General features: G+C 46.1%; 13 protein-coding genes and 1 pseudogene. 7 read left to right on the forward strand and 7 right to left on the reverse strand.

All coding sequences use genetic code 11. From position 1 onward, the window contains the following. Positions 1 to 32 precede the first annotated feature (32 nt). The gene (locus OEY58_13420) at positions 33 to 2732 is read right to left on the reverse strand and encodes an Ig-like domain-containing protein (protein MDH5326455.1); all 2700 of its coding nucleotides are present in this window, start codon (positions 2730 to 2732) and stop codon (positions 33 to 35) included. A gap of 330 nt (positions 2733 to 3062) precedes the next feature. Between OEY58_13420 and OEY58_13425 the strand changes: the two genes are divergently transcribed. Further along, positions 3063 to 3572, forward strand: a complete 510-nt coding sequence (locus tag OEY58_13425; protein ID MDH5326456.1) for a mechanosensitive ion channel — start codon at positions 3063 to 3065, stop codon at positions 3570 to 3572. Between the two features lie 202 nt (positions 3573 to 3774). Beyond that, positions 3775 to 4512 carry a glutathione S-transferase family protein gene (locus OEY58_13430; protein ID MDH5326457.1) on the forward strand — a complete coding sequence of 246 codons (738 nt, stop codon included), beginning with the start codon at positions 3775 to 3777 and terminating at the stop codon, positions 4510 to 4512. Positions 4513 to 4609: 97 nt separating this feature from the next. Here OEY58_13430 and OEY58_13435 read toward each other — a convergent pair whose 3' ends face one another. After that, the gene (locus OEY58_13435) at positions 4610 to 7045 is read right to left on the reverse strand and encodes a hypothetical protein (GenBank protein MDH5326458.1); all 2436 of its coding nucleotides are present in this window, start codon (positions 7043 to 7045) and stop codon (positions 4610 to 4612) included. A 752-nt stretch (positions 7046 to 7797) separates the two neighbouring features. On the opposite strand from OEY58_13435, the gene OEY58_13440 reads away from it, so the two are divergent. Further along, on the forward strand, positions 7798 to 8100 hold the full coding sequence (locus tag OEY58_13440; GenBank protein MDH5326459.1) for a PKD domain-containing protein: 303 nt from the start codon (positions 7798 to 7800) through the stop codon (positions 8098 to 8100). Between the two features lie 3 nt (positions 8101 to 8103). Here the strand turns inward: OEY58_13440 and OEY58_13445 are convergent, their stop codons facing one another. Then, positions 8104 to 8871, reverse strand: a complete 768-nt coding sequence (locus OEY58_13445) for a hypothetical protein (protein ID MDH5326460.1) — start codon at positions 8869 to 8871, stop codon at positions 8104 to 8106. A 306-nt stretch (positions 8872 to 9177) separates the two neighbouring features. Then, positions 9178 to 9375, reverse strand: a pseudogene (locus OEY58_13450) (transposase). A gap of 603 nt (positions 9376 to 9978) precedes the next feature. On the opposite strand from OEY58_13450, the gene OEY58_13455 reads away from it, so the two are divergent. The 4 genes from OEY58_13455 (at position 9979) to OEY58_13470 (ending at position 17952) form a co-directional block, all read left to right on the forward strand. Further along, a complete protein-coding gene (locus OEY58_13455) occupies positions 9979 to 11091 on the forward strand; it encodes a hypothetical protein (GenBank protein MDH5326461.1) in 1113 nt (370 codons plus the stop codon). 375 nt (positions 11092 to 11466) lie between these two features. Further along, positions 11467 to 12066 (forward strand): RNA polymerase sigma factor, encoded by a 600-nt coding sequence (locus OEY58_13460; GenBank protein ID MDH5326462.1) that lies wholly within the window; start codon positions 11467 to 11469, stop codon positions 12064 to 12066. Then, complete coding sequence (locus OEY58_13465; protein MDH5326463.1) at positions 12063 to 14858, forward strand: hypothetical protein; 2796 nt, start codon at positions 12063 to 12065, stop codon at positions 14856 to 14858. Before OEY58_13460 ends, OEY58_13465 begins: the two co-directional genes overlap by 4 nt. 19 nt (positions 14859 to 14877) lie before the next feature. After that, positions 14878 to 17952: a hypothetical protein gene (locus OEY58_13470; protein ID MDH5326464.1), complete on the forward strand. Its 3075-nt coding sequence runs from the start codon at positions 14878 to 14880 to the stop codon at positions 17950 to 17952. A 64-nt stretch (positions 17953 to 18016) separates the two neighbouring features. On the opposite strand, the gene OEY58_13475 is transcribed toward OEY58_13470, so the two are convergent. The 3 genes from OEY58_13475 to OEY58_13485 all read right to left on the reverse strand — a co-directional run bounded on the left by OEY58_13475 (position 18017) and on the right by OEY58_13485 (position 22188). Continuing rightward, positions 18017 to 20383, reverse strand: a complete 2367-nt coding sequence (locus tag OEY58_13475) for a hypothetical protein (protein MDH5326465.1) — start codon at positions 20381 to 20383, stop codon at positions 18017 to 18019. A 386-nt stretch (positions 20384 to 20769) separates the two neighbouring features. Next, positions 20770 to 21030: a hypothetical protein gene (locus OEY58_13480; protein MDH5326466.1), complete on the reverse strand. Its 261-nt coding sequence runs from the start codon at positions 21028 to 21030 to the stop codon at positions 20770 to 20772. 165 nt (positions 21031 to 21195) lie between these two features. Further along, positions 21196 to 22188 carry a histone deacetylase gene (locus tag OEY58_13485; protein ID MDH5326467.1) on the reverse strand — a complete coding sequence of 331 codons (993 nt, stop codon included), beginning with the start codon at positions 22186 to 22188 and terminating at the stop codon, positions 21196 to 21198. Positions 22189 to 22258 lie beyond the last annotated feature (70 nt).

Consider the following 22258-nt stretch of genomic DNA (forward strand, 5'->3'; position numbering starts at 1 on the left):
TGGTATCCGGTCAGTTTACTGCCGATGACGCCCTACTCAAACATCACGCGGTCTCTCTGCGTGATGAAGTAGTGCTCGTTGCCAACCGCTACCCTGATTTCGTGATGTCCCGCTGATGTGGGCGGAATCCAGGTAACAGCGGTTAGGTTTAGCATATTGTCCACCGCCCCAACCGAACAGCTGCCTCCGGTAACCCAGCATTTCACCCGCTGCTCCTGAGCCACAGTCGCTTCCGGCCAGGTCACCAGATAGGTCAAACTCTGACCTCCCGCGGATGCAGTGGTATACGACTGTGATAAAGTGGCTTTTCGTGGCAGGACTTGCAGCCCTCCGGTGTCACAGGCAGCGTACGCATGTTCATTCGTGAGGCTCACGCTTCTTGCAGTACACACTACGCCGTAAGCACCTATAAGACTCGGTAGCGTAGGGTCGGTAACATCAAAGGAAAATACTGCCCCTGAAGTAGCCAGATAAACTTCGCCGTACTGCACTGTCACCCCGTAGGCAGAACCCGTGGTATCAAACGTGCTCAGAGTATTGGGCGTTTCAGGGGTACTCACGTCAACAACCAATAAACCACTGGACCCATCGGCCACATACACGTGGGAGCCCGAAACCGCCACCCCGCGGACCAAGCCAGTTGCCGTCGTTGCAATTTTAGCAACAAAGCTTGGATTCTGTGGATCGGCAACGTTGATAATGTGCACTCCCCGGTCATAGTTACTAACCGCGAGATAAGCGTATTCTCCCTGTACCGCCACATCCGTAGCGTAACCCGCGACCCTGTAAGATGCCGTCAATTGCGGCGAGTTGGGATTGGAAATGTCTATCATATGCAAGCCGTCAGCAAGCTCCCCGGTATAGATTCCGTCGACCATGTAGGCATGGTTGCCGGCCAATGTAACGCGGGTCGCAAAACCCAAGCTGTTGTACAAACCTGCTTCTGTTGGAAGGTTCGCATCACTGACGTCCACAACCTTAAGACCATATCCGTCTGTAACATAAGCGTGTTGGCTGGCATGCGCCACTCCCCAGGCATATCCCGAAACGGTATGGTTGCCCGCCCACTGTGGAATGCTGGGGTTGCTAATGTCGACCAGATGCAATCCTGAATCGCCTCCACTCAAATAGGCAAGAGAATCGGTCACCACCACATCAGTGGCATTTTGCACCTGGGTGTACTGCCCTACATAGCTGGGCAGGTCGGGTTCGGTAATGTCGATGATACGCAACCCGCCATAGGGTCCCGTTGTAACGTAAGCACGGTTTCCCGCCACTGCCACATCGCGTGAAAATGACCCGGTGTCATAAGACCCCTGCAGTACCGGATTACCCGGATCAGTAAGATCGATAATTTGCAACCGGTTGAAACTTACCGCATAGGCCTTGTCGTCAACCAAGGTAAGATCGTTCAAATCCCCGGCTGCAGTAAAAGTCCTGGTGTGCGTTGGGACAGTAGGGTTGGAAACATTGACAACCACCAAGCCGGATGCGCTGGCCACATAAGCATGATTGCCTGCCACTGCTATCCCCGTTGCGGTGCCCGATGTATTGTAACTGCCTTGTATTACCGGAGCGGTGGGATCTGCAACAGAAACAACAACAAGACTGACACTGCCGTCGGCAAGGTAAGCGTAATTGCCACTGACGGTAACATCATAAGCATGACCGGTAGTATCAACACTGCCCGCAAGGCTGGGTGTCGCGGGAGTACTTATATTGATAATTTGCAAACCGCTGCTACCATCAGCCACGTAGGCGTAATCACCCGCTATCGACACTGACACCGCCGAACCCGGAGTATCGTAGCTTCCGGTCAAGGTGGGCAACGCAGGGTCACTCACATCAATTATTTGAAGACCGGCGCCGGTGTCGGCCACGTAAGCATAGGAGCCAACAACCGCGACACGGTTCGCGCCGCCGGGAGTGTTGTAAAATCCCACTGCCCTTGGGCCGACTGGATTGCTGATATCAAAGATATATAGGCCGGTTGTGTTGATTGTGTTACAGACCAAATAAGCGTAATTGCCCGAGACGACCACACCACTTGAAAAACTGCAACTCTTGTCGGACACCCAGAATGGATTCTCTACCAGACGCCGATTGGTGGTTCCCGTATAGGCATTGCTGCTCAACGTAACTGTTGCCGGTAGAGAGTCGGATATACCGTCATTCACAATGAGCCTAAACACCAAGGTATCGTTACTATTGGGCACCAGAAAGCGAGGTGCAGCAGTGTTTTCGTCTTGCAGAACCACAGGTGCACCACCAATCTGCAACCAATCATAGCTTAGACTATCATTGTCTACATCGTAGCTGGCGCTGCCGTCCAACACGAATGTTTCGCCCCCTATCAGGGCCTGATCCGTTCCTGCGCCGGCCGTGGGAATATCGTTGACGGGGTTCACCGTAATACTGACCATGGCCGTCTGTGAGGTCTCGCTGCCGTTGCTTGCAGTAAAAGTAAATGCGTCAGGACCATAGTAGTTGTCATTGGGCGTATAGGTGCAGGCACCGGCCACATCGCACAGCAAACTGCCGTTTTTCACATCAGTTGTTACAGCGAATGTCAGGGGCAGATCGTCTGGGTCAGTTCCGGTCAAAGTGATGAGCAGTGACTCATCTTCGTTAACGCTGAGTCCACCCAGGTTATGGGCGGTAAGGGATTGCGGATTGGGCGATTTATCATCCGAACCGCCACAAGCACTTAGTATCAAAAGCAGCGACACCACACATACAAACCGCAGAGCATTACAAAACGGACTTTTGTGGCTAACCACTAGGAAAGGAACAATTTGCATGAGGTGCCTCGTTTGCCCTTGTCTGTTTTTAGAACATTCTGTCAGGATCTGGGCTGGATTCATAATTCTCTGCACTTGCAGGATACGATGAAAATATACTACCCATTCACCCTTTGTGTCAAAGCAAAACCGGGATCACAATGAGCTTCCTTGGTTGTTCTTAGTATGGTTGTTCTCGGCATGGCTGTTCTCGGCATGGTTTTTCTTATCCCTGTTTTTCGTTAAACTAATATCGTTACCAATTCACCAAGGAGATATTTTTTGGATAAAGTACTGCAAACGTTACTTGACCAAGCTACGCTATGGGTTCCAAGAATGGGTGGTGCCGTCGCGGTCGTTCTTATCTTTTTTGTGATCTCAAAATTTATTAAAACTGCTATTAACAAAGGCTCTGAACGTATTGATTTTGATCGACATTTGGCAGCATTTCTGGCTCGCGTTAGCGGCATCACCGTTGTCATAATAGGTTTTGTTACGGCACTGGGTACTTTGGGTATTAATGTGTCGGCAATTGTTGCAGGACTGGGGCTGACCGGCTTTGCACTGGGCTTTGCCTTAAAAGATACCATATCAAATTTGCTTTCCGGCATTCTTATTCTGTTGTATCGACCCTTTTACATAGGAGATACCATCAGTGTCTCCGGGTATGAGGGCAATGTCATGTCTATTGACCTGAGATACACCGAATTAAATTGCGAGGGGAAAAAGATACTGATACCGAATTCAAGATTATTCACCGATCCCATTACAGTGATTCAATCGCAACAGTGATTGAGGTGTAAAGACTGCTTACCATCATTTCCAACGACAGCGTAGACACATTCGTCGCCAGTACAGAATACATCGTGTAACCATGTCGTATTAGGAATTTTGAAAAAGTCTCCACTATTCGTGGGTAGAACCAATTCTGCTCGACAGGTATTAATTTCACAAAAATGGTATAGTAATCATATCGAAGTCAAGATTACATCTTATGAACAATAAACCCGTACTGTATCAATTCAGCATTTCCCATTATTGTGAGAAAGCACGTTGGGCATTGGACTTTAAGGATATTGATTATCAGATAAAAAACCTGCTGCCGGGCCTGCACCGTAAACCGATACTGCGTTTTGCGTCGGATACTGCTGTGCCCGTATTGTCCATTAATAACGCCCATATTCAGTACTCAGACAAAATCATCGACTATCTCGATGCCAATATACCGGTCAATCCCCTAACCCCCTCCGACACCAAGCTGGCTGAAGAAGCGCGAGAGTGGGAGCATTATGCCTCCAGAATTATTGGTGAACCGTTGCGTTGTTATTTTTATCACTACCTGCTGCAACATCCTCCGCTGGTTATTCAGCGCTGGACACGAGGTGGACCTTGGTACGGTAAATTGTTTTACACTCTAACTTTTCGCAAAGTTCAACAGCTAGTACGCAAGGGCTACAAGATAAATGAAGATACCGCAAAGGTCAGTCGCACCACCATTGAAAAAGCAATGGGAGAACTCGCTGAGCATTTGCGCGATAGAAAGTATTTGACCGGTGATCAGTTTAGCCGGGCCGACCTTAGTGTGTGCGCACTACTGGCACCCTTAGTACGACCGGACAGCTACGATACAAGCGTGCAATTGCCGGCGGAAATTGAGGCATTCTGCCAAGAGTTGCAAAACCATGCGGTATACTCGTGGGTGCGTGATATTTATCAAAAATACCGTCGTTAAAAAACCGGGGCCAAAAAAAACCGCACAAACCTACTCCTAACCGCTTTGTTTTTACTTTACTCAAGTACGAAATCTTAATCTCTTAATCTTGTAGTCCTTATGGTATTTGAACAAAACTCTTCACAAAGATTTTGTTAATATACGGCTGACCGGCAATATACTGAGCTCTTCCCGTAATTATAATTCTGTCGTTATCCAGAACCAGTGCGCTGGTAAACTCTTCAGGGGTATTGGCTTGCATGCGATGATAATCATATCCTTCCAGAAAGCCGTTTTCACTGTATCGAAGTAACATAGTATCGCTGCGGTTTTCTGACTGATAGTTACCGTAAGCCGCGACAATAATCTTGTTATCCGGTAAAACGGCAAGATCAGCGGCAACCGTAGTAATACCGCTCGAATCCAGTAACTGGTCATTATAACCCATTCGCAAGCTATGGATATTATTGATATCAGGATCAACCGGGCCGAAACCGGTAGAAGGAGAATCATCCAATGCCCCTTCCGCGGTGAGTCGAATCAGTATTTCACGAGTCGGGATGTTTCCTGAATAGGGACGCATACGCGCTAAAATTAATATTTTGTTGTCCGGTGTTTTTTTCATTCCTATAGCGTTACTGAGCGTAAAAGAACGGGCGCTACTGTAGTGTAACTTGTCACGAAGCAAGTAAGTGGCGCCACGAGCCCCCGAAGAAGAGTAGTGCCAAACAATCAGACCACTTCCTCCAGTTCCTCCTAATACAATGATGTTACCCGTGTCGGTAAGCTCTATGAAAGATCCTGTGTCATAGACTTCTGGCTCATTGATATTTCTACCCAACCCATTTCGAACTACATAACCTCGCCGTATTGTAGGATCATCAGGATCCGTAAGTCCGAAAGTGGTGTCCGGCTCACCTATTGGCGTAAGTTTCCAAAGGATCATATCATCGACGCTGCTGCCAATGGTTGGTCGAAGACCACGTGTCCCGGTTGCCAGAATACTGTCATCCCCCGTCAATATGACATCATTTAATCTATCTGCGTTACTCCCATAGGGAAGTAAGGTATAACCCAAACGTTGTCCTACATTGTTTCTATCCACGTCGCCAAATCCGGTATCGAGAAAGCCGTCGGCAGTGAAACGCCAAACAGCACTTCTGCGAGCGCCAGAAGCTGATTTTATGTAACCCACTATAACAATTTTGTTATCACTGGTGATGTCAACCGCCTTTACCTGCTCCCACCCGCCTCCATTCACTGTATTGTGGCCAGTGCTGTAACCCAGCCGTTTGTTACTGTTGTTGGGATCGACAGGACCAAAACCTGTCTCCAGGTCGGTATCCAATAGACCATCGGAAGTGTAGCGCCAGATTATTAAATCAACATAATTTATGCCCCCTTCCCGATTGCCCCCCACAACAACCAGCTTCTTGTCATTAGTCAGTGCAGAATCTTCAATCCTGTCCATACTTTGAATATTTGAGTTGGTATATCCTAGCCGTTGATTGAGGTTGATAGAGTCAACTTCACCAAAACTGGTATCGGGTATAACGATGTGTTTTATCAGATGAACACGAAGCGCTTGTTCGCTGGAAAGTCCCCCATCATCGACGGTTAACGTGATATTAAAGGTATTGTTTACATGCGTATCATCATACGATGGCGCATCAATAAACCGCAGTACACCAGTGTTCGAAACAGTGAACAAATTTCTGTCTGCGCCGCTAACCTGATAGCTGAGCGTAATATCTCCATCTTCATCAACAACGTCTATTTGCTGCACAAAGGTGTTGTTCTCGTAGGTGTTAACCTCATTACGAGAAACGATAGTCGGGGCATCATTCTCGTCCAGCACTTCAACAAATATATTATTGGTTGAGGAAAGTGAACCGTCACTGACGGAAATACTTATTTCATAGATGTTATCGTTATTACTGTCCCTGGGTGACTCATAATTTGGCGGGACTGCAAAAGACAACACGCCTTCACTTGATATATCAAAATCTGCTTCGTCACTACCGCCAATTGTAATAGTTATGGCCTCTTCCTCTTTATCGGTAGCGATAATGTTTACCACTTGGGTAGTGTTTTCTGCCACTTTTAAGCGGTTGCCGTTCAAAATCACCGGCGCACTGTTGGCAGGCGTATCAGGAGGGACATCGATAACCACTATGCTCAGATCAAAAGTTGTCGACTGGCTGTCATTACTAACACTGATACGGGTTTCATAAATATTGTCTGCATTTTCATCTAGTGCATTTTCAAAATCCGGCGCACTTCTAAACTGCAATACTCCCGCTGAATTTATTGTAAGTAGGGCGGAATCCGCAAGTGTATTGTCCAGGGAAAAGGAGAGAGTTTGCTCGTTGCTGCCTACATTAACCTTCATTACCTCGATGGTGTTTTCCTGAACCTCAATGATGCTGACCTTGGTTATTTCCGGCGAATTATTGGAATTTGGTACGGTGGGTTCGGTATCACCGCCGCCACCCCCGCAACCACTCAAAAGGATGATGGATAGAACAGATATTGTACAAAACAGGCGTAACATTAAAGTACACTCCGATGATTGATCTGATTAACTAGACTCAAAAAAGTGAAACTGAGGTGGACCCCAAGTTTAGGACGGATACCAGGATATTCTATATGAAAACTTCTTTACTATAAACACTCATCGCCACGCACCTGATTATGAAAGCAGATTTTTCTTGCTGAAATTAGGTTGTCAAATAGCAATCCGGCAATTAGACGTTTGTTCTTGAGAAATTCACAAATTTTAATATGAATCTGCAAAATGTCCGATCTGTCGAAAAGTATAACGAGTAAATCAAGTCAGTCATTTCTTACTCATTCGCGCATGAAAATATTCGATATTTTTAAGAGTCTAAAATTGGCTGACAACAGGCCCTACGAATTGTTGTTTATCATATGACTTTATCGCTTACGAATTAAGCTGTGGTGACAAGTCCCCAATACCCTCCTTAACTCGATAACCACCTCCTTTACCAAATGCCACCCACCCCAGTCAAACTATTATCTCATTGTTTTATATCAACAAATCACCCATAACAACTCAACTCCTAAACAATTTTCTTACAATTTACCCCCAAATCCCGCTGCCGGCGTTTATAAGCAGGTCGGTGTGATTAATGGTACTGGGAAATTACTTTCCGTCCAAGCGTCGTCGATGTGTTTTTATTGACCACATTCTCCCTACGGCTCATAATAGATCAAAATACTTCGGCTATGGCAGCCCGCAAGAATAATAAACAACAAAATAATAAATTGATTGGAAGTAGAATCATGTTCACGTCTATGGCTCAGGGGGTTCGTTATCTATCGTTATTCATAATCATTGCGTCTATCGCAGCCTGCGATGGCGGCGGTGGAGGTAATGATGGAGGCAACCAAAATCAAAACCAGGTCAATTATCCTCCGATAGCGGGATTTACTGCTGATAACGACACGATTGAAGTTGGGCAAACGATTACGCTTGACGGCAGCAGCAGCGCCGATCAGGACGACGAGTTCCTAGAATACTCCTGGACGCTTAGCCAAAAACCACAAGGTAGTGTCGTTGGCACAAACCTGGGAACCATGATCTAACCGCTAATGTCGACTGAAATATATCGCCTGAAATGGAAGAGTTACCACATCAAAAACGAATGCAAATGGGATTAGGACAGACCACAAAATCAAAGATGGATAGTTCTTTTCGTAGTGTGGCACTACATAACCGTAATTATTTTCCAAATCAAACCCGTGTGGTAGATAGACTAGTATGCTTCCCAGGCCATCGACGTCATCTAAAAACGGTTGTATATTTTGCTTGTAGAAAACGCCATTATCGTCCTTGAAATCATGATGATTGGTATCGCCGGAGTTTTTTATGGACAATGTGTCGTCCAAAGAAATTAACAAAAGGACAGGTATTTCGGTGTTGAAACTATATTTTGTCTTAGTGACAATCAGTTTGTTAAATCTGGTGTAGTAAACACCTTGATACACCTCGACTGGCATTGCACCCGAGATATATTCGCAAGGGGCGCTTTGTTTTATGATCATAAAGCGATCTTGGTCTAGCTTGTATATTGGCAATTTGTCCAGCGTCACAGTTTGTCCATTGCGCTGTCTTGTATCAATTGGAGCAGTCACAGTCAATACGATGCCGTATGAGTGTGGATAGTTAAGACCAACACACATAATTAACTGGTCTTTTTTAATTGAAACCATATCTGTTTCTTTGATCTCATAACCGTACGCATTATCAATCTTTTTTTGAACGATATCTGTGGCGCAACCGCTTAATAAAATTAGCAGCAGGACTGAAAGTATACACCTTGTGAGTGCCCTATAATTACCAGATGGTTTAACCATCCCAGACGTTCCGGGTTTGCATGAATACTAAATATAGTAGCACACAAATATTTTTACGCTATCGGGGAGTTAAACAAAATAGCAGCGAAACTAAACAACCGCCCAAGAAAAACACTAGGATCTGTAACGCCAGCTGATAGACTGGAAGCAGTGTTGCAGTGACCGGTTGAATCCGCCTCTGTTAAAAATAGGAGGATTACCGAGGAGCTGAAACGTAATAAGAGTCGTAGTGAAGATATCGTTACACTACAAGCGTATAGCCAAGTATACAACTCTCATAGCCGAGTTATCATGAGGGAAGATTTACCGATTTTTTGTCGCCTTGCGAATCACGCTATTGAGCGACTCAATGGCGTTTGTCGTATAGATGATTTTCCGTATTTCCTCAGGATAATCGTACAAGGCAATTAGGTTAGGCCAGTGTTCTCGCCATGACTTGGCTATAGCGGGGTATTTCGCATCCCAGGCGGCTGAAAAGCTCTCTAGTTCCATTTCTGCCTCGGTTACGTTTTACACAATTGAAAGGTCTTAAATTGACAATGATAAACAAATAATACAGACGCCCACGTCCTTGGTGTGATGGAAGCTGAAGTCCCAGACTAGTCATCTCCAGTTGGAACGATTGCTATCTAAGTTGAACGAAATATGTACAACCCCTTTGCAACTCGCCTCTTGATATGGTTTCACTATTCGCATTAACTACTTGATAATTAAAGGGTATGAATGGCGCATTTCCTACAGCATAGTACCGGCTAGATAGAAATTTCTTATGTTATAGGCTCCTGATAATCGTCTCATCATTTTACTCTTTATTTACATGATGGCTTAACAGATAATTTAAACAGTCATAGATCTTGGATAGAAATAAATGTATAAGAAACAAAAGAATTTTCTCACAATTTCTCTCTTAGACTTAGTGATCACATCCGCCTCTTCAGAAAACGCTATTAGTAAGGGGCACTATAGTCGTAGTAATTTAATTACTCCAATGAGGGCAATATGTGGTCCCGCATCTTATCTTTGATATGTTTTGTCATTGTTAGTGTATTTCCTACCCTGATAAATTACGATACTTTGGAATTTCTTAAGCCGGAATGGTGGGATACGGTGCAGTATGCCGAAGCGTTCGCAGACAATGAAGAAATTATGACGCAATCGAAAGCAGCGGATGCACGCTTATATTATAAACGGGCAATCCTTACCATCGAGGAATACCCAAACAACCATGAGCTTATTACTCAAGCATTGTATAGAGCACCTTTTAAACATGGTCTGACTAAAAATGAATCGGAGACACTAGCAGAGTACTACTTGGCTAACTACACCGGATGGCGAGGGACCCTGGCAGTCGTAAGTGCGCATACGGCTACCGAAGTTACTGCAAAATTGGTTCAGAGTTTATGTAAATCTGGGAGTACAGAAAAAGCATTATTTTATGTAAACAGTCTCATTTTGGAAAGAGGCCCAGAGATATATGATAGACCCAAAATTAAGGTGTACGATGAGTTAGAACATTGTCTACGTAAGGAACCAAGTAATGCGGTGTACCTGTATTTGAGTGAGGCGATCAAGAAAATTGGGCCAGTTACTCGGCAGAATGACAAGGATGATCTATTATCATTAGCTCAAAAAGTTGCCACGTACGAAGTAGAAAGATGGATCGAAAGTCCATGTAAATTGTTAAGGATAAAGGGCCAGCGGAAATCAAGTGGCGACGCTATTGATAAACGAATTCAAATGTACGAACGCGACAAATCTTGGAGTATGCATTTACTTGCGATCATGGATGCGATTATCTATGAGACCGATTTATCCATTTTGAGCGCAAAAAATATTCTTGAAAGGAGATTTTACAGCAACAAAATGCCTGATTGGGAATTACGTGATTCTTTTAATAATTTGCTCAAAAACATGGCATGCACGAAGAATCTAGAGCTAGTGAAATTACTTGTCCAGTATTTTTACGACAACGAAAGCCATGCCAAAAAAGAAGATCAAATTAATTTGGTAATCAGAAAACTGTATCCAGAGAAAGCGAAGTATAAACGGTCCACGAGGATAAGGTATCGCGGAAGTAAAAATATGGCGGAAGTTAGACTTCATTATTATGCAGGTCCATTAGATGCCCATGGTGAAACCATTTTATTGGAAGAATTCGAATTCAACGGAAAAACGTATTGGTTCCCTATTGCAGCAAAGAAGAGAAAGTGGATTTCTTGAAAACCCAATCAAGTGATCAAATTGTGGTAATACACGTCAAATTTTAGCAAAGATGGCGAGCCTCCAATAACTTTATACCTACAGGTAACCCACTCCTGAGCCAAATACTACCCCCTACCCCGCTCTTCATCCCATTGTTTTATATCAATAAATCACCCATAACAACTCAATTCCTAAACAATTTTCTTACCATTTAACCCCAAATCCCGCTTCCGGCGTTTATAAGCAGGTCGGTGTGATTAATGCTTTATAAGCAAATTGCACCCCTTTTGAAACCTTTTGCCGTCACCCGTGTATTAGCTAGTAAACCGGTGAGAAAAACTGTGACTACACTGTGAAAAAACGACGACTAAAACCATCAGGAGCCACAAGTCAGTGAGCGGATTTGAAGAGCATTCCTTGCCAGATCAGATGCTTGAAATTGAGCAGCGCTCCTGGCTACCGCGCCACGTCAGAGGTGACAAAAAGGCTTTTGAGAAGCTGGTGCGAACCTATGAGCAACCCATATTCAGTTATTTGGTGCGTTGTGGTTTGAACCGGCAAACCAGAGAGGATTTGTTTCAGGAAATTTTTATGCGCATCCATCGTGCAGCCGACACCTATCAACCCCATCGCCCCTTACGTCCCTGGTTATTTACCATCAGCGCCAATGTGGTGCGCAATTATTTTCGCAGTCATAAGTTCAACGAAGTGGCAGAAACCGACATTGAATCCCAGCAACCGGAACTGGATGAAACACTGGCGGTATGCGAAGCGTTGGAATGGCTGGAACAGGCCATACCCAAACTGCTGCCATTCGGCCAGGCCGAAGTACTGATTCTCACCACGGTAAACGGCTTACAGCAACAGGATGTGGCCGACATTCTGGACATGCCTTTAAATACAGTCAAAACCCAGCTTAGCCGGGCCCGCAAAACGCTGACGCAGGCCTGGTTGCAACGACAGGGTCAACTGCCCCAAGGAGACACGCCATGATTAGCTGCGCAGAGGTTCAAGCGGCCTTGGATGCCAGTGGGGTGCAACAGGTGGACGACACCCCCCATTTACGCAAACACATCGACCAATGTGAAGCCTGTAGCGCCTACCGCTACGCTTCATTAACGCTGGATGTGCAACTGGCCAGTTTGAAAGAACATGCCGCCCCCAAAAAGCTGCTACAACAAGTCATCAACTCGTGCGACCAAAGTGCCAAATCCAAACCCAAATTCAAACCCAAACCCAAACCCAAGCCCAATCGAAAGTGGTTGTTTCCCCTTGGCCCGTTTTCGAAAACAGCTTATGCGGCGGCGGCCGCATTCGCCATTGTGGTTTTTTTGATTGTACCCACGGTTATGTATAAACCCAGCACGGATATGTATAGCCTGGGCACCGGTGCAAGCGATGGACAAACGGTCGATCTTTCCGGTGAAACTCTGGCCGGTTTGGACTCACGCCAAAACAGCCCTCTACCCGCCGGGGCCGAAGAAATCGACAAAGAATCCCGATTAAAAGCAGAAAAAAACCAATATGCCCGGGAAAGCACGGTATTGGAACAACGCTTCAGCGAAGATAAAGCTTTGAAAAAATTTAAAGCCAAACCGAAACCAAAAAAACTCTTAAGCAACACCCTGGAAAGCACCTCGACAGCCGATGCTACGGATGCCCTAAGTCAAAAGGGCGCTGAGTTCTATAGGGAAGAAGCAGACGAAGTCATGGCAGAGAGTAAACCCGTATTAGCTAATCGATCGACAGCCCTGAACAGCAAACAGGATTTTGGACAAGCGGATTCGGGAAAAGATTCATCCGCGCCCTTGCAACTGCTATCGCCACCACCGCAATCAGCTATGGTCGCTGAAGAGGAAATGCAATTGCATGATGACTTCAATGCCGAAAGTGGCCGTCGTCGCCAAGTGGCTGGTTTGGTCATGAGAGACCCCATTAAAAACGAACAACAACGTTTTCAAAAGTCTGTTAAAAAACCGGCAAAATCCCGGTTGTATGGTGAAAAACGAAATCAGAGACCAGAGCGTGCTAACAGCGCAGAGCGAGATAAAGCCATTGATGCTCCAGAGCAAATAGCCCGCCTGGAAATGGCTGATCAGAGCAAAAGAGGCTTACTAGCGGAACCCGAGGAAATCATGCTGCCGGAAACGATGGAATTCTCTGACATCAGCGCACCCATTCGACAAAAGGCCCAGCAATTCTTCAGCGAACTGCAGTCCCTGAAAAACATCCGCTATCAATCCGCTCAGGGCTACTGGCGCAATACCTATATACCCGGTGATCCGGCCATGCGTTTATTACACAAACGCCTCAATGCCTGGGACCGACAACAAGCACAACAACTACTGCGTAGCAACATCACCATGGATCAATTGGCACATCAGTATATGCAACCTTTTGATCCACCCAGCCGCTCTGCTTTAGCGGTGTATCTACACAGTGACCACGCAGCCATCAATGACGAACCCACACGTTTGCGCTTGCAAGTGGGAATTCAAGCGAGTGAGCGCTTAAGCGGCCATCGTTCCGCCTTGAATATCGGCATTATCCTGGATCTTAAAGACTCAGTCGGTAAAGACCAATGGAATCAAATTCGGGCTTTTATCGATACCTTAAAATCGCTAAAACAACCCGGCGATCATTTCTCCATAACCGTTACGGGCAAACACGGTGGACTGTGGGTCGATTCCAACAACTTTCGCCACGGCCCGATTCATTTGGCCTTCGAAAAACTGCGATCACGACATCAGTTGCCTGACAGTGAAAAAACAAAAGGCGCGCCTCAGTATCTCAGCTTAAAGGACGCGATTTCACAAACGTCTGAGTCTATGCGCTTGCACGACGACCCCAGCAGTACTTTGGGGTCAAGCCGCATTCTGTTAATCAGCAACAATCAACAATGGGATAATCTGCACCGTTTAGAACAACAAGTGCACCAAAATGCGGTGGCCGGGATTACCTTAAGTGTGGTTGCGTTGAATCGCGATTTCGAGCAGGTAGATAAACTGGTATTAGCCGGTCAAGGCAATCGCTGGCTGGTCAACAATCTGGAAACAGCCAAACAAGCGGCACAAAAAGAATTGTTGTCGTCCAGTCGCGCCGTGGCCCGGGCCGTGCGTTTAAAAATTCGCCTGGCTAAAAACGTCAAACTCATTAGAGTGATCGATTCTGAAAAACTGTCGAGCCAACGGGCGCAAAGAGTGCGTGAAGCCGAACAAAGTATTGATCAACGGTTATCCCGCAACCTGGGTATTACGGCGGATCGAGGCAAAGATGACGACGGTATTCAAATTGTCATCCCCCATTTTTACGCGGGTGATTCCCATGTCATTCTGTTGGACGTTGTGGCCTCCGGCCCCGGTGATATCGCCGATGTCTCCGTAAAATACAAAGACCTCTTATATATGCGCAACGGTAACGCTCAGGCCCAACTGCGATTAAAACAAGGCCATACCGCCAGAGGCCCGATGCAATATAAAGTGATCAAAAACCTGCTAGCCAGCCGTTTGTCTGCCGCGATCAAACAAGCCCGTTCACAGGTATCTCTAGGGCAATTGAGCCTAGCCACTGAAGAGTTACGCCAACTGCGCGAGCTCTACGAAGAGCTGCGCCTACAGGTGTCCAGCTGGCACAACGATCCGGAGATCCTGGCCGACATCCAACTGTTAGACCAATTTATAGTAGTACTGAATTCACCCTTGTACAGCGACAACCACCAACGCCGTTTTGTCTTGGACGCGTTGGAGTACAGCGGTTGGAGAAAAACGGTAAGCCAACATGAATAAACCGATGTGGAGAACCCCAATGAAACAGGTATTGATTACTTTCCTACTGGCCCTACTGTTGCTACCCATAGCTGCTATGGCCAAATCCGTGAGCCCCGTTGGCACGCCACCGGCAAGCGACAACGGCGATGTCCGGGTACCATTGGCGGTTTATCAACAGCTGGTGGAAGCCGCCAGTCAAAAACCACAACCGGCTCCGGCTTCTTATGCCATTGGCAATGCCAAAGTAAAGGTGAGTATCAAAGATCTGGGGGAACACACCACCGCCACGGTTACGGTGACCGCCGAGATTAAAACCTTTGAAGACCAGTGGACCCTGGTGCCTATACTGCCTCACGGCGCTGCATTGACGGAAACCCTTATTAACAATCATGCGGTGCAACTGGTCCAGGGCGCTCAATGGCTTTCTTGGGGAACAAAAAAAGCGGGCACGGCGGCGCTCAAACTGGTTTATCATATCGATGCGTCGCGATCAGAGAACGGCTATGTTTTACCATTAACGGTGCCCAGTGCCGCAGCGACCCAGTTAGAGCTGTTATTCCCTGGTGAAAAACCCGATTTGGCTATCATTCCATCCGCGGACAGTCGCAGTACGGCGTTTGGTGGCGGTACTAAGTTTACCGCCAGCATCCCCGCCACGTCCTCTGTATTGGTGTCCTGGCGCATACCATCAAAACAGAACTACGCCATCAGTCGGGCTTTTTATCAGGGAGAATTAAAAAAATCGGCGATTACCTGGACCACCGACTTTGATGTGGAGGTGTTCTCGGGAGAATCCGTTAAACTCAAGCTCATGCCCAGCCATGTCACACTAAGTGGTGCCCGCATTAACAAAAAGCAAGCGACATTACTGGAAGAGGACGGCTATTTTGCCGTGATCATTAAAGGTCGTGGCAAATACAGCATACAAACTTCTTTTCAAACCTCGGTAAAACAGGAACAAGGTCCCCCGATCACCACTTTGAATATTCCCCGGGTACCGGTCTCCCGTTTTGAGCTGACATTGCCCGGTAAAAAGCAACTCACGGTGACACCGGAAACCCACGTGGACAGCAAAACCAAAAACAATAAAACCATCGCCAACGTCTACATCCCAATGCGCGACAATGTCAGCTTTTCCTGGTTAGACGCCATCCCGGAAGAGCAAAGAGTAAAAGTACGTGCCAACGCCAATATTTATCATGCGATTCACGCCGAAGAAGGCGTATTACACGTCAACAGTCTGATGGATTTTAATGTCACCCACGGTGAAGCAACGACTTTCTCCTTTGATGTTCCCAATACGGTGCAAGTCAATCGAGTATCCTCCGGCTCCGGTGGTGTATCCGATTGGACCGAAAAACCCAATAAAGGCGCCAAGGGCAAACGCATACAGGTTTTTCTGGATCGTGCGGTTAAGGGCCGGTTTGTACTGGATGTGAACTATGAGTCTTTGTTGAAAAACAAAGGTGAGCAATCCATACACGTGCCCCTTATCCACGCGACCGATATGCACCGGCAACGGGGTATGGTAGCACTATTGGCCGGAACGGAACTGGCATTAAAACCCATAACGGAAAATAATATATCCCGTGTGGGTGAAAACCAGTTACCCGGTTTTGTTAAAAACAGTATTCAGATGGGTATTCTACACACGTATAAATACACCAGTGACAAACCGCAATTATTAGTGCAAGCTGTCGCCCCGGAACGAAAACAGGGTAAATTTGATGCCCAAGTAGATACACTATTTTCAATCGGCGAAGTCACGGTAAAAGGGAACGCCACTGTGCAACTTGATGTGAAGTCCGGGAGCACCGCCAAACTGGTTCTGAACCTGCCATTGGGGGTTAACCTGCTCTCTGTTGCCGGGCCTTCACTGCGCTCTTATGACGTTAAACCCGGTGACACGGCACAAACTATACAGATTGAGTTTACCCAGCCCATGGAAGGCCAGTTTCGTCTTGAAGTGAATTACGAGCAAATCATGAAAGACGGAATAGACGAATTGGCGGTACCCACTCTGGGTGTTGAAGGCGCTGAGGTGGAGCATGGACGTCTTGCCGTGGAAGCCCTTACCGCGGTGGAAGTACAAACGTCCAAGTTTACGCAACTCACCACAGTTGATATTAATGAACTACCGCAACAATTGGTTTTAAAAACCACCAACCCCATATTGCTGGCGTTTAAATATGTGCATGCCAAGCCACCTTATGAATTGAGTTTAAAAATCACCCGGCATAAGGAAATACTGGTCCAGGAAGCATCCATAGAAACCGCAGAATACCAAAGTCTGGTTACCAACGACGGCTTGGTGGTTACCACGGCCAAGTACCTGGTTCGCAATAGTCGACGCCAGTTCCTGCGTTTGAGTTTACCGGCCGAATCCGAAGTGTGGTCCGTATTCGTCGATAACCAGGCGGAAAAACCCGCCAGTGCCAGCGAAGACAGTAACGGCATTTTGATTAAAATGATCAATTCCACCAGTGGATTTCCAGTGGAAATCGTCTATGCAACACCCATATCCAAACTCAGCATGATGGGTTCCATAGGCACACACCTGCCACTGCCGGATATGGTCGTGACCAAAACCCATTGGAATGTGTTTGTACCCTTCGGCCCCGACTATGTTGATGTGGAATCCAATATGGATATCATCGCAAGAAACGCCAGAGCCAATCCCAGGGACATGACCATGCATCAAAGCGGTCAGGCAAACAAAAATCAAGCCGGTGCTTTTAAGGTAAACGTACCAACACAGGGTATTCGTTTCGAGTTTGCGAAACTCTATGCCAACAAATCACAAACGCCTGCCTTTTTCACTATTCGTTACACATCCGTAGAAGGAAAAACTCTTGGTATTTGGGTCAGTATCATTGGTGTTTTGCTCATTTGGCTGGCCATCTTTTTAATCAAATTTCCCTCTGAAAAACTTGCGGAACAAAACAGACACAAAGCCAGTTGGTGGGTATTAGGTAGCGGGTTCGCCTTGGTGTTGCTGTCCATCGGCTACCTCGGCACCAGTTTACAAGTCGCTGCCACCACTGCATTATTGGGCGCCGTGGTGTTCATCATTAAACTGGCGGCACCTGTGGTACAACGTTGGCGCTCCTAGCACGGCAACTGACGTCCTTCCGCCAAAACCGGGGTCAAAAAACTTCCCCGGTTTTCTTCATTGGTTAAGGTGCAGTTATAAAACCCTTCACAAAAACTTTGTTTCCACCTTGCTGAGCTGTTGAATTCTCTCCCGCTACAAACACTCTATCACCAGTTAACAACATAGCTCTTGGAAAATCTTCCTCAGGTGTTGTGATACCGGTGTTGTGATAATCAAGTCCCTCCAGGAAACCGTCCTCGTTGTATCGTAGGACCACACTATCCACACGCTCAGAGTTTATGCGCTCGTATCCACTGATCAGCGTTTTATTGTTGGGTAATACGCTTATACCTGTAACTATAATATCAGCATTAGTCGATCCCTTTATCGGGTAGCTATGTCCTCTTCGATAAGTGAACCCAAAGAATTCGAAGGTTGGTCCAAAACCACTATATAGGTCACGATCCAAATACCCCCCTGCTGTTAGACGCACCAACACTGGCTCATCTACAAACGGTTCACTGTTCGACTTCGATTTCGACAACATCATAATTCCACCATCCGGCGCTATCGCCATTCCACTTAGGGAAGTAACCATCGTAGCTAAACTCCTTCCCTCGAAACTAGCCTGTGTACCGTCTTGATTGAATGCCCAAACAATCGGATCATCATTTGCAGTGGTACCTGCTACAACAATTTGGCCGTTAGTTTTCAGAGCAAGATACCTACCGTAAACTCCCTCACCATCGCCGGAAAACCATAGGGTATGTCCTGTTCTTACGGGTGGATTGTCAGAAAGCAAACCAAATGTGGTATCCGGTTCACCAGTTGCTGTTAGTTTCCAAAGACTCATAGCTGATCCAGTGCCACCCAATAAATCCGCAGAGCTGTGCCCGGTGGCGATAATTCCTCCATCCAATGCCAATCCCACATCGCGAAACCCCGAGGACAATAATATCACCCCATAACCTTTACGCTGTCCGGGATTACTCGCATCCGGGTCTCCAAACTCAACATCTAACTCACCGCTTTGTGTATAACGCCAAACGATGCCACGATAGTCGAATTTAGACAATTGACTAGAACCCACTACTACAATTTTGTTATCAGCAGTAACAACAACCCCACGGGCTCTATCATTACCATCTCCCCCAGCCGCATTACGGTGAGTGCTATAGCCAAGCCTTTTGCTGCTATCGTCTGGATCAATGGGCCCGAAGCCAGTAACGAGGTCCGTATCCAAAACCCCTTCTGCGGTGTAACGCCAAATTCTGGCGTCATAATCGACTCCGTTCCAAATACTACCCACCACAATTGGTTTTTGGTCACCGCTTATCGCTATATCGAATACAGTCTCTGCACCAGTTGGATTGCTTGACAGTGCTGTGAAAGCCAATCTTTGGCTGGGATTTTCCGGATTGATGTCTCCAAAATTTAAATTGGGTTGTAACGCATGCTGAACAATATAAACGCTTAACATCTGCTCCCTGCTTGACACACCATCATCAACGGTCAATACAATCTCATATAAGCTATCCCAACGATTGTATGCCCTTGGGCTCGCTAACTCCAATAAACCGGTATCTGAAACCGTAAATCTGTACCTATCTGTACCCGTAATGGCATAGGTAAATGAAGTGTCACCATCCTCATCCAGCACTTCTATCTGCTGTACTTTGGTCGTATTTTCGTAAACCCTCACCACATCTGAAGAAAGAAAAATGGGAGCGTCATTTGTATCCGTGACTTCTACGGATATACTTACAGTAGTGGACAGCGCTCCATCTGAGGCAGTAATTCTAAGCTCGTATTTATTATCTGTATTTGCGTCTACTGGTGATTCATAGTTCGGCGTGACTTTGAAGCTCAACGCTCCTGAATTTACATCCAAATTGAAATCTGAACTATCTCTACCGCTAATAGAGAAGGATATGGGATGTTCTTCTTTGTCGGAAGCAATTACAGTAGCCACTTGTAACTGATTTTCCTCAATCACAATAGAACTTGGACTCAGAACAAAGGGCGCCGTATTTACAGCAGCGTTTACGACAGCATCCGTAACCGATATGGACAAATCAAAGGAAACAGATTGTTTGGCATTGCTTACAATAATCCGAGTTTCATAAATGTTGTCGGAATTTTCATCACGTGGATTCTCAAAATCAGGGGCAATATTGAATACTAATGAGCCCGTTGAGTCGATGGAAAATAGTCTTGAATCCAGGAGCGAGCCGTCGAGAGAAAAAGAAAGGTTCTGATTTTCTCTATTTAACACATTGACTTGCAAAACTTCAATGTTGTTTTCTTGGATTTCGACCTCACTGACTTCGGTTACGACCAGGGGTTGACCACCCGATTCCCCCTGCGCAGAATCTGATCCACCCCCACATGCAACGATAAAGAACAGACATACCACCACAGTCAATCCAAAACGATACAGGTAAAACATAGCCACCCCCGAAACAGGACTATTTTTGTACAAATCGAGACTCAAAGGACATTTAGTCTGTGACACAAAACAGGCGTTAGTATAACACAAAAACTGGGCCCATTAACTCTGAGCCCTATTTTCGATCTGTGGGTTTTCGGGAATAAAACGACGATGTGCTCTTGGCATTAGCTAGCTAGCGAGGATGCCATTGTAATCTCTACTTAATTATATCAAAATAGCTCAATCAAGACCCTTGCTTGGACGTTTTCCGGTATTTATTCCTTTGTTTCAATTAGAAAGCTTGGTATTCCCATAAAGTTAAAAGTCCACATTAGGAAACCGGGGTAAGCCAAAAGTACAACGACACCCCCAATTTCTTTTTGATCCTTTTTTAAGGAGCCCCCTTAGGCACCCACTTTACCACCCAATTGATCACAGGCTTTCTCTGACATGGATACAAAACCCTGGCCTTTGCAGGACCCGTGTCCTTTGCACTCATTACTTGCCGTTTTACAGTCATTTTGACCTTTGCACTTGTTCACACCATAACAATGTATGTTCTCTGATACAGCCGATGTTTCCATCGTCGTGGTACTTGCACATCCGAATAGGCCGGCAGCAGCAATCGCAAGCGCGGCACCGGTTACTTTTGATTTTACACTCATGTTTTCTCCAAGTTAGTTAGATCGGTGTTGGGTATAGAGTGTAGTTATCTGCTTCCCTCAATACAATCGAATATGCACGAAGTTATTGAAACGTTATGGCTTTGTTATAGAAATTTTATATTTGAAAGCGAAATCACCGTCAGATCTCAGTTTGCGACACACGATTTACGAATCCAGCCCCACCACAAAGCGACACATATCGGCGATCAATTTATAGGAATCTTTGGAATAGCCGCCACTGGTCATGACGACGGTGGGGATTTTTCGGTCGTGTAATGCTTTTAAAACCGTTTGGTCTCTTTCCACTACACCGTCGTAGGAAACACGCAGCCCGCCCAATGGGTCTTGGTCCAGTATATCGGTTCCGGCATTGTAAAAAGCCAGTTTGGGTTTTTCGACACTGTTTAGAAATTCAGGCAGGTGCTGCTGTAAAGTGTTTAGATAGTGGTCTGTGTTGCTGTATGCTTTCAGGGGAATCAGATAAGGAAAATCTTTCGGTTCTCCCGGATGTATTCCTGGGTATACTTGAAAATTGTACATGTCCAACATGTGGACTCTGGGATCTTTGGCGTAGATGAATTCAAATCCGTTGCCCCGGTGTGCGTCCAGGTCAATCATGAGAATATTGTCGGTAGCGGAAATTAATCCTTTGGATCGGCAGTGTTCAATGCTTAAAGCGGCATCCGCGAAAAAGCTGAACCCTTCTCCGTGATCCGGAAAGGCGTGGTGAAAACCACCGCCGATATTCACTGCAATGCAGTCATGAGTTAAAGCCTGCGTGGCAGCTTCAACGGTGCCGGAAACGGCTAATCGCGCCGGTTTTAGAAAACTGTTTTGCAGTATTTTGTTAGGCAAATAGCTAACGGCACCCACTTCCAATACTTGGGCAATGACTTTAGAGGATGACAGCGAGTCCAAGTATTGTTGCGTATGGATGCTTAACAGCTGCTCCGGTGCAATGGGCTCCGTGGGTTCTATCAAGGCTTTGCTTAACTCTCTTCTTAGTTCTGTTCTTAATTCTGATTTTAAATTCGATCCGTAGTCTGCTTGTAATAGGTTCCATGCTTTGCTGTATTTTTTCCCGTCAAACGGATGCAGTTTGTCGAAACCCAGTAAAGAAAAGTCATATTTTTTGGAGAATATAAATTTGTTTGGCATAGTCCACAGTTTTGTTTTGTGAATGTCTAGCATTCTGCTATACCGTATTTGGAGTCTAACTTTCGGGTTT

The sequence above is a fragment of the Gammaproteobacteria bacterium genome (genome assembly GCA_029882975.1).
In the GTDB taxonomy this organism is placed as follows: domain Bacteria; phylum Pseudomonadota; class Gammaproteobacteria; order SZUA-152; family SZUA-152; genus JAJDNG01.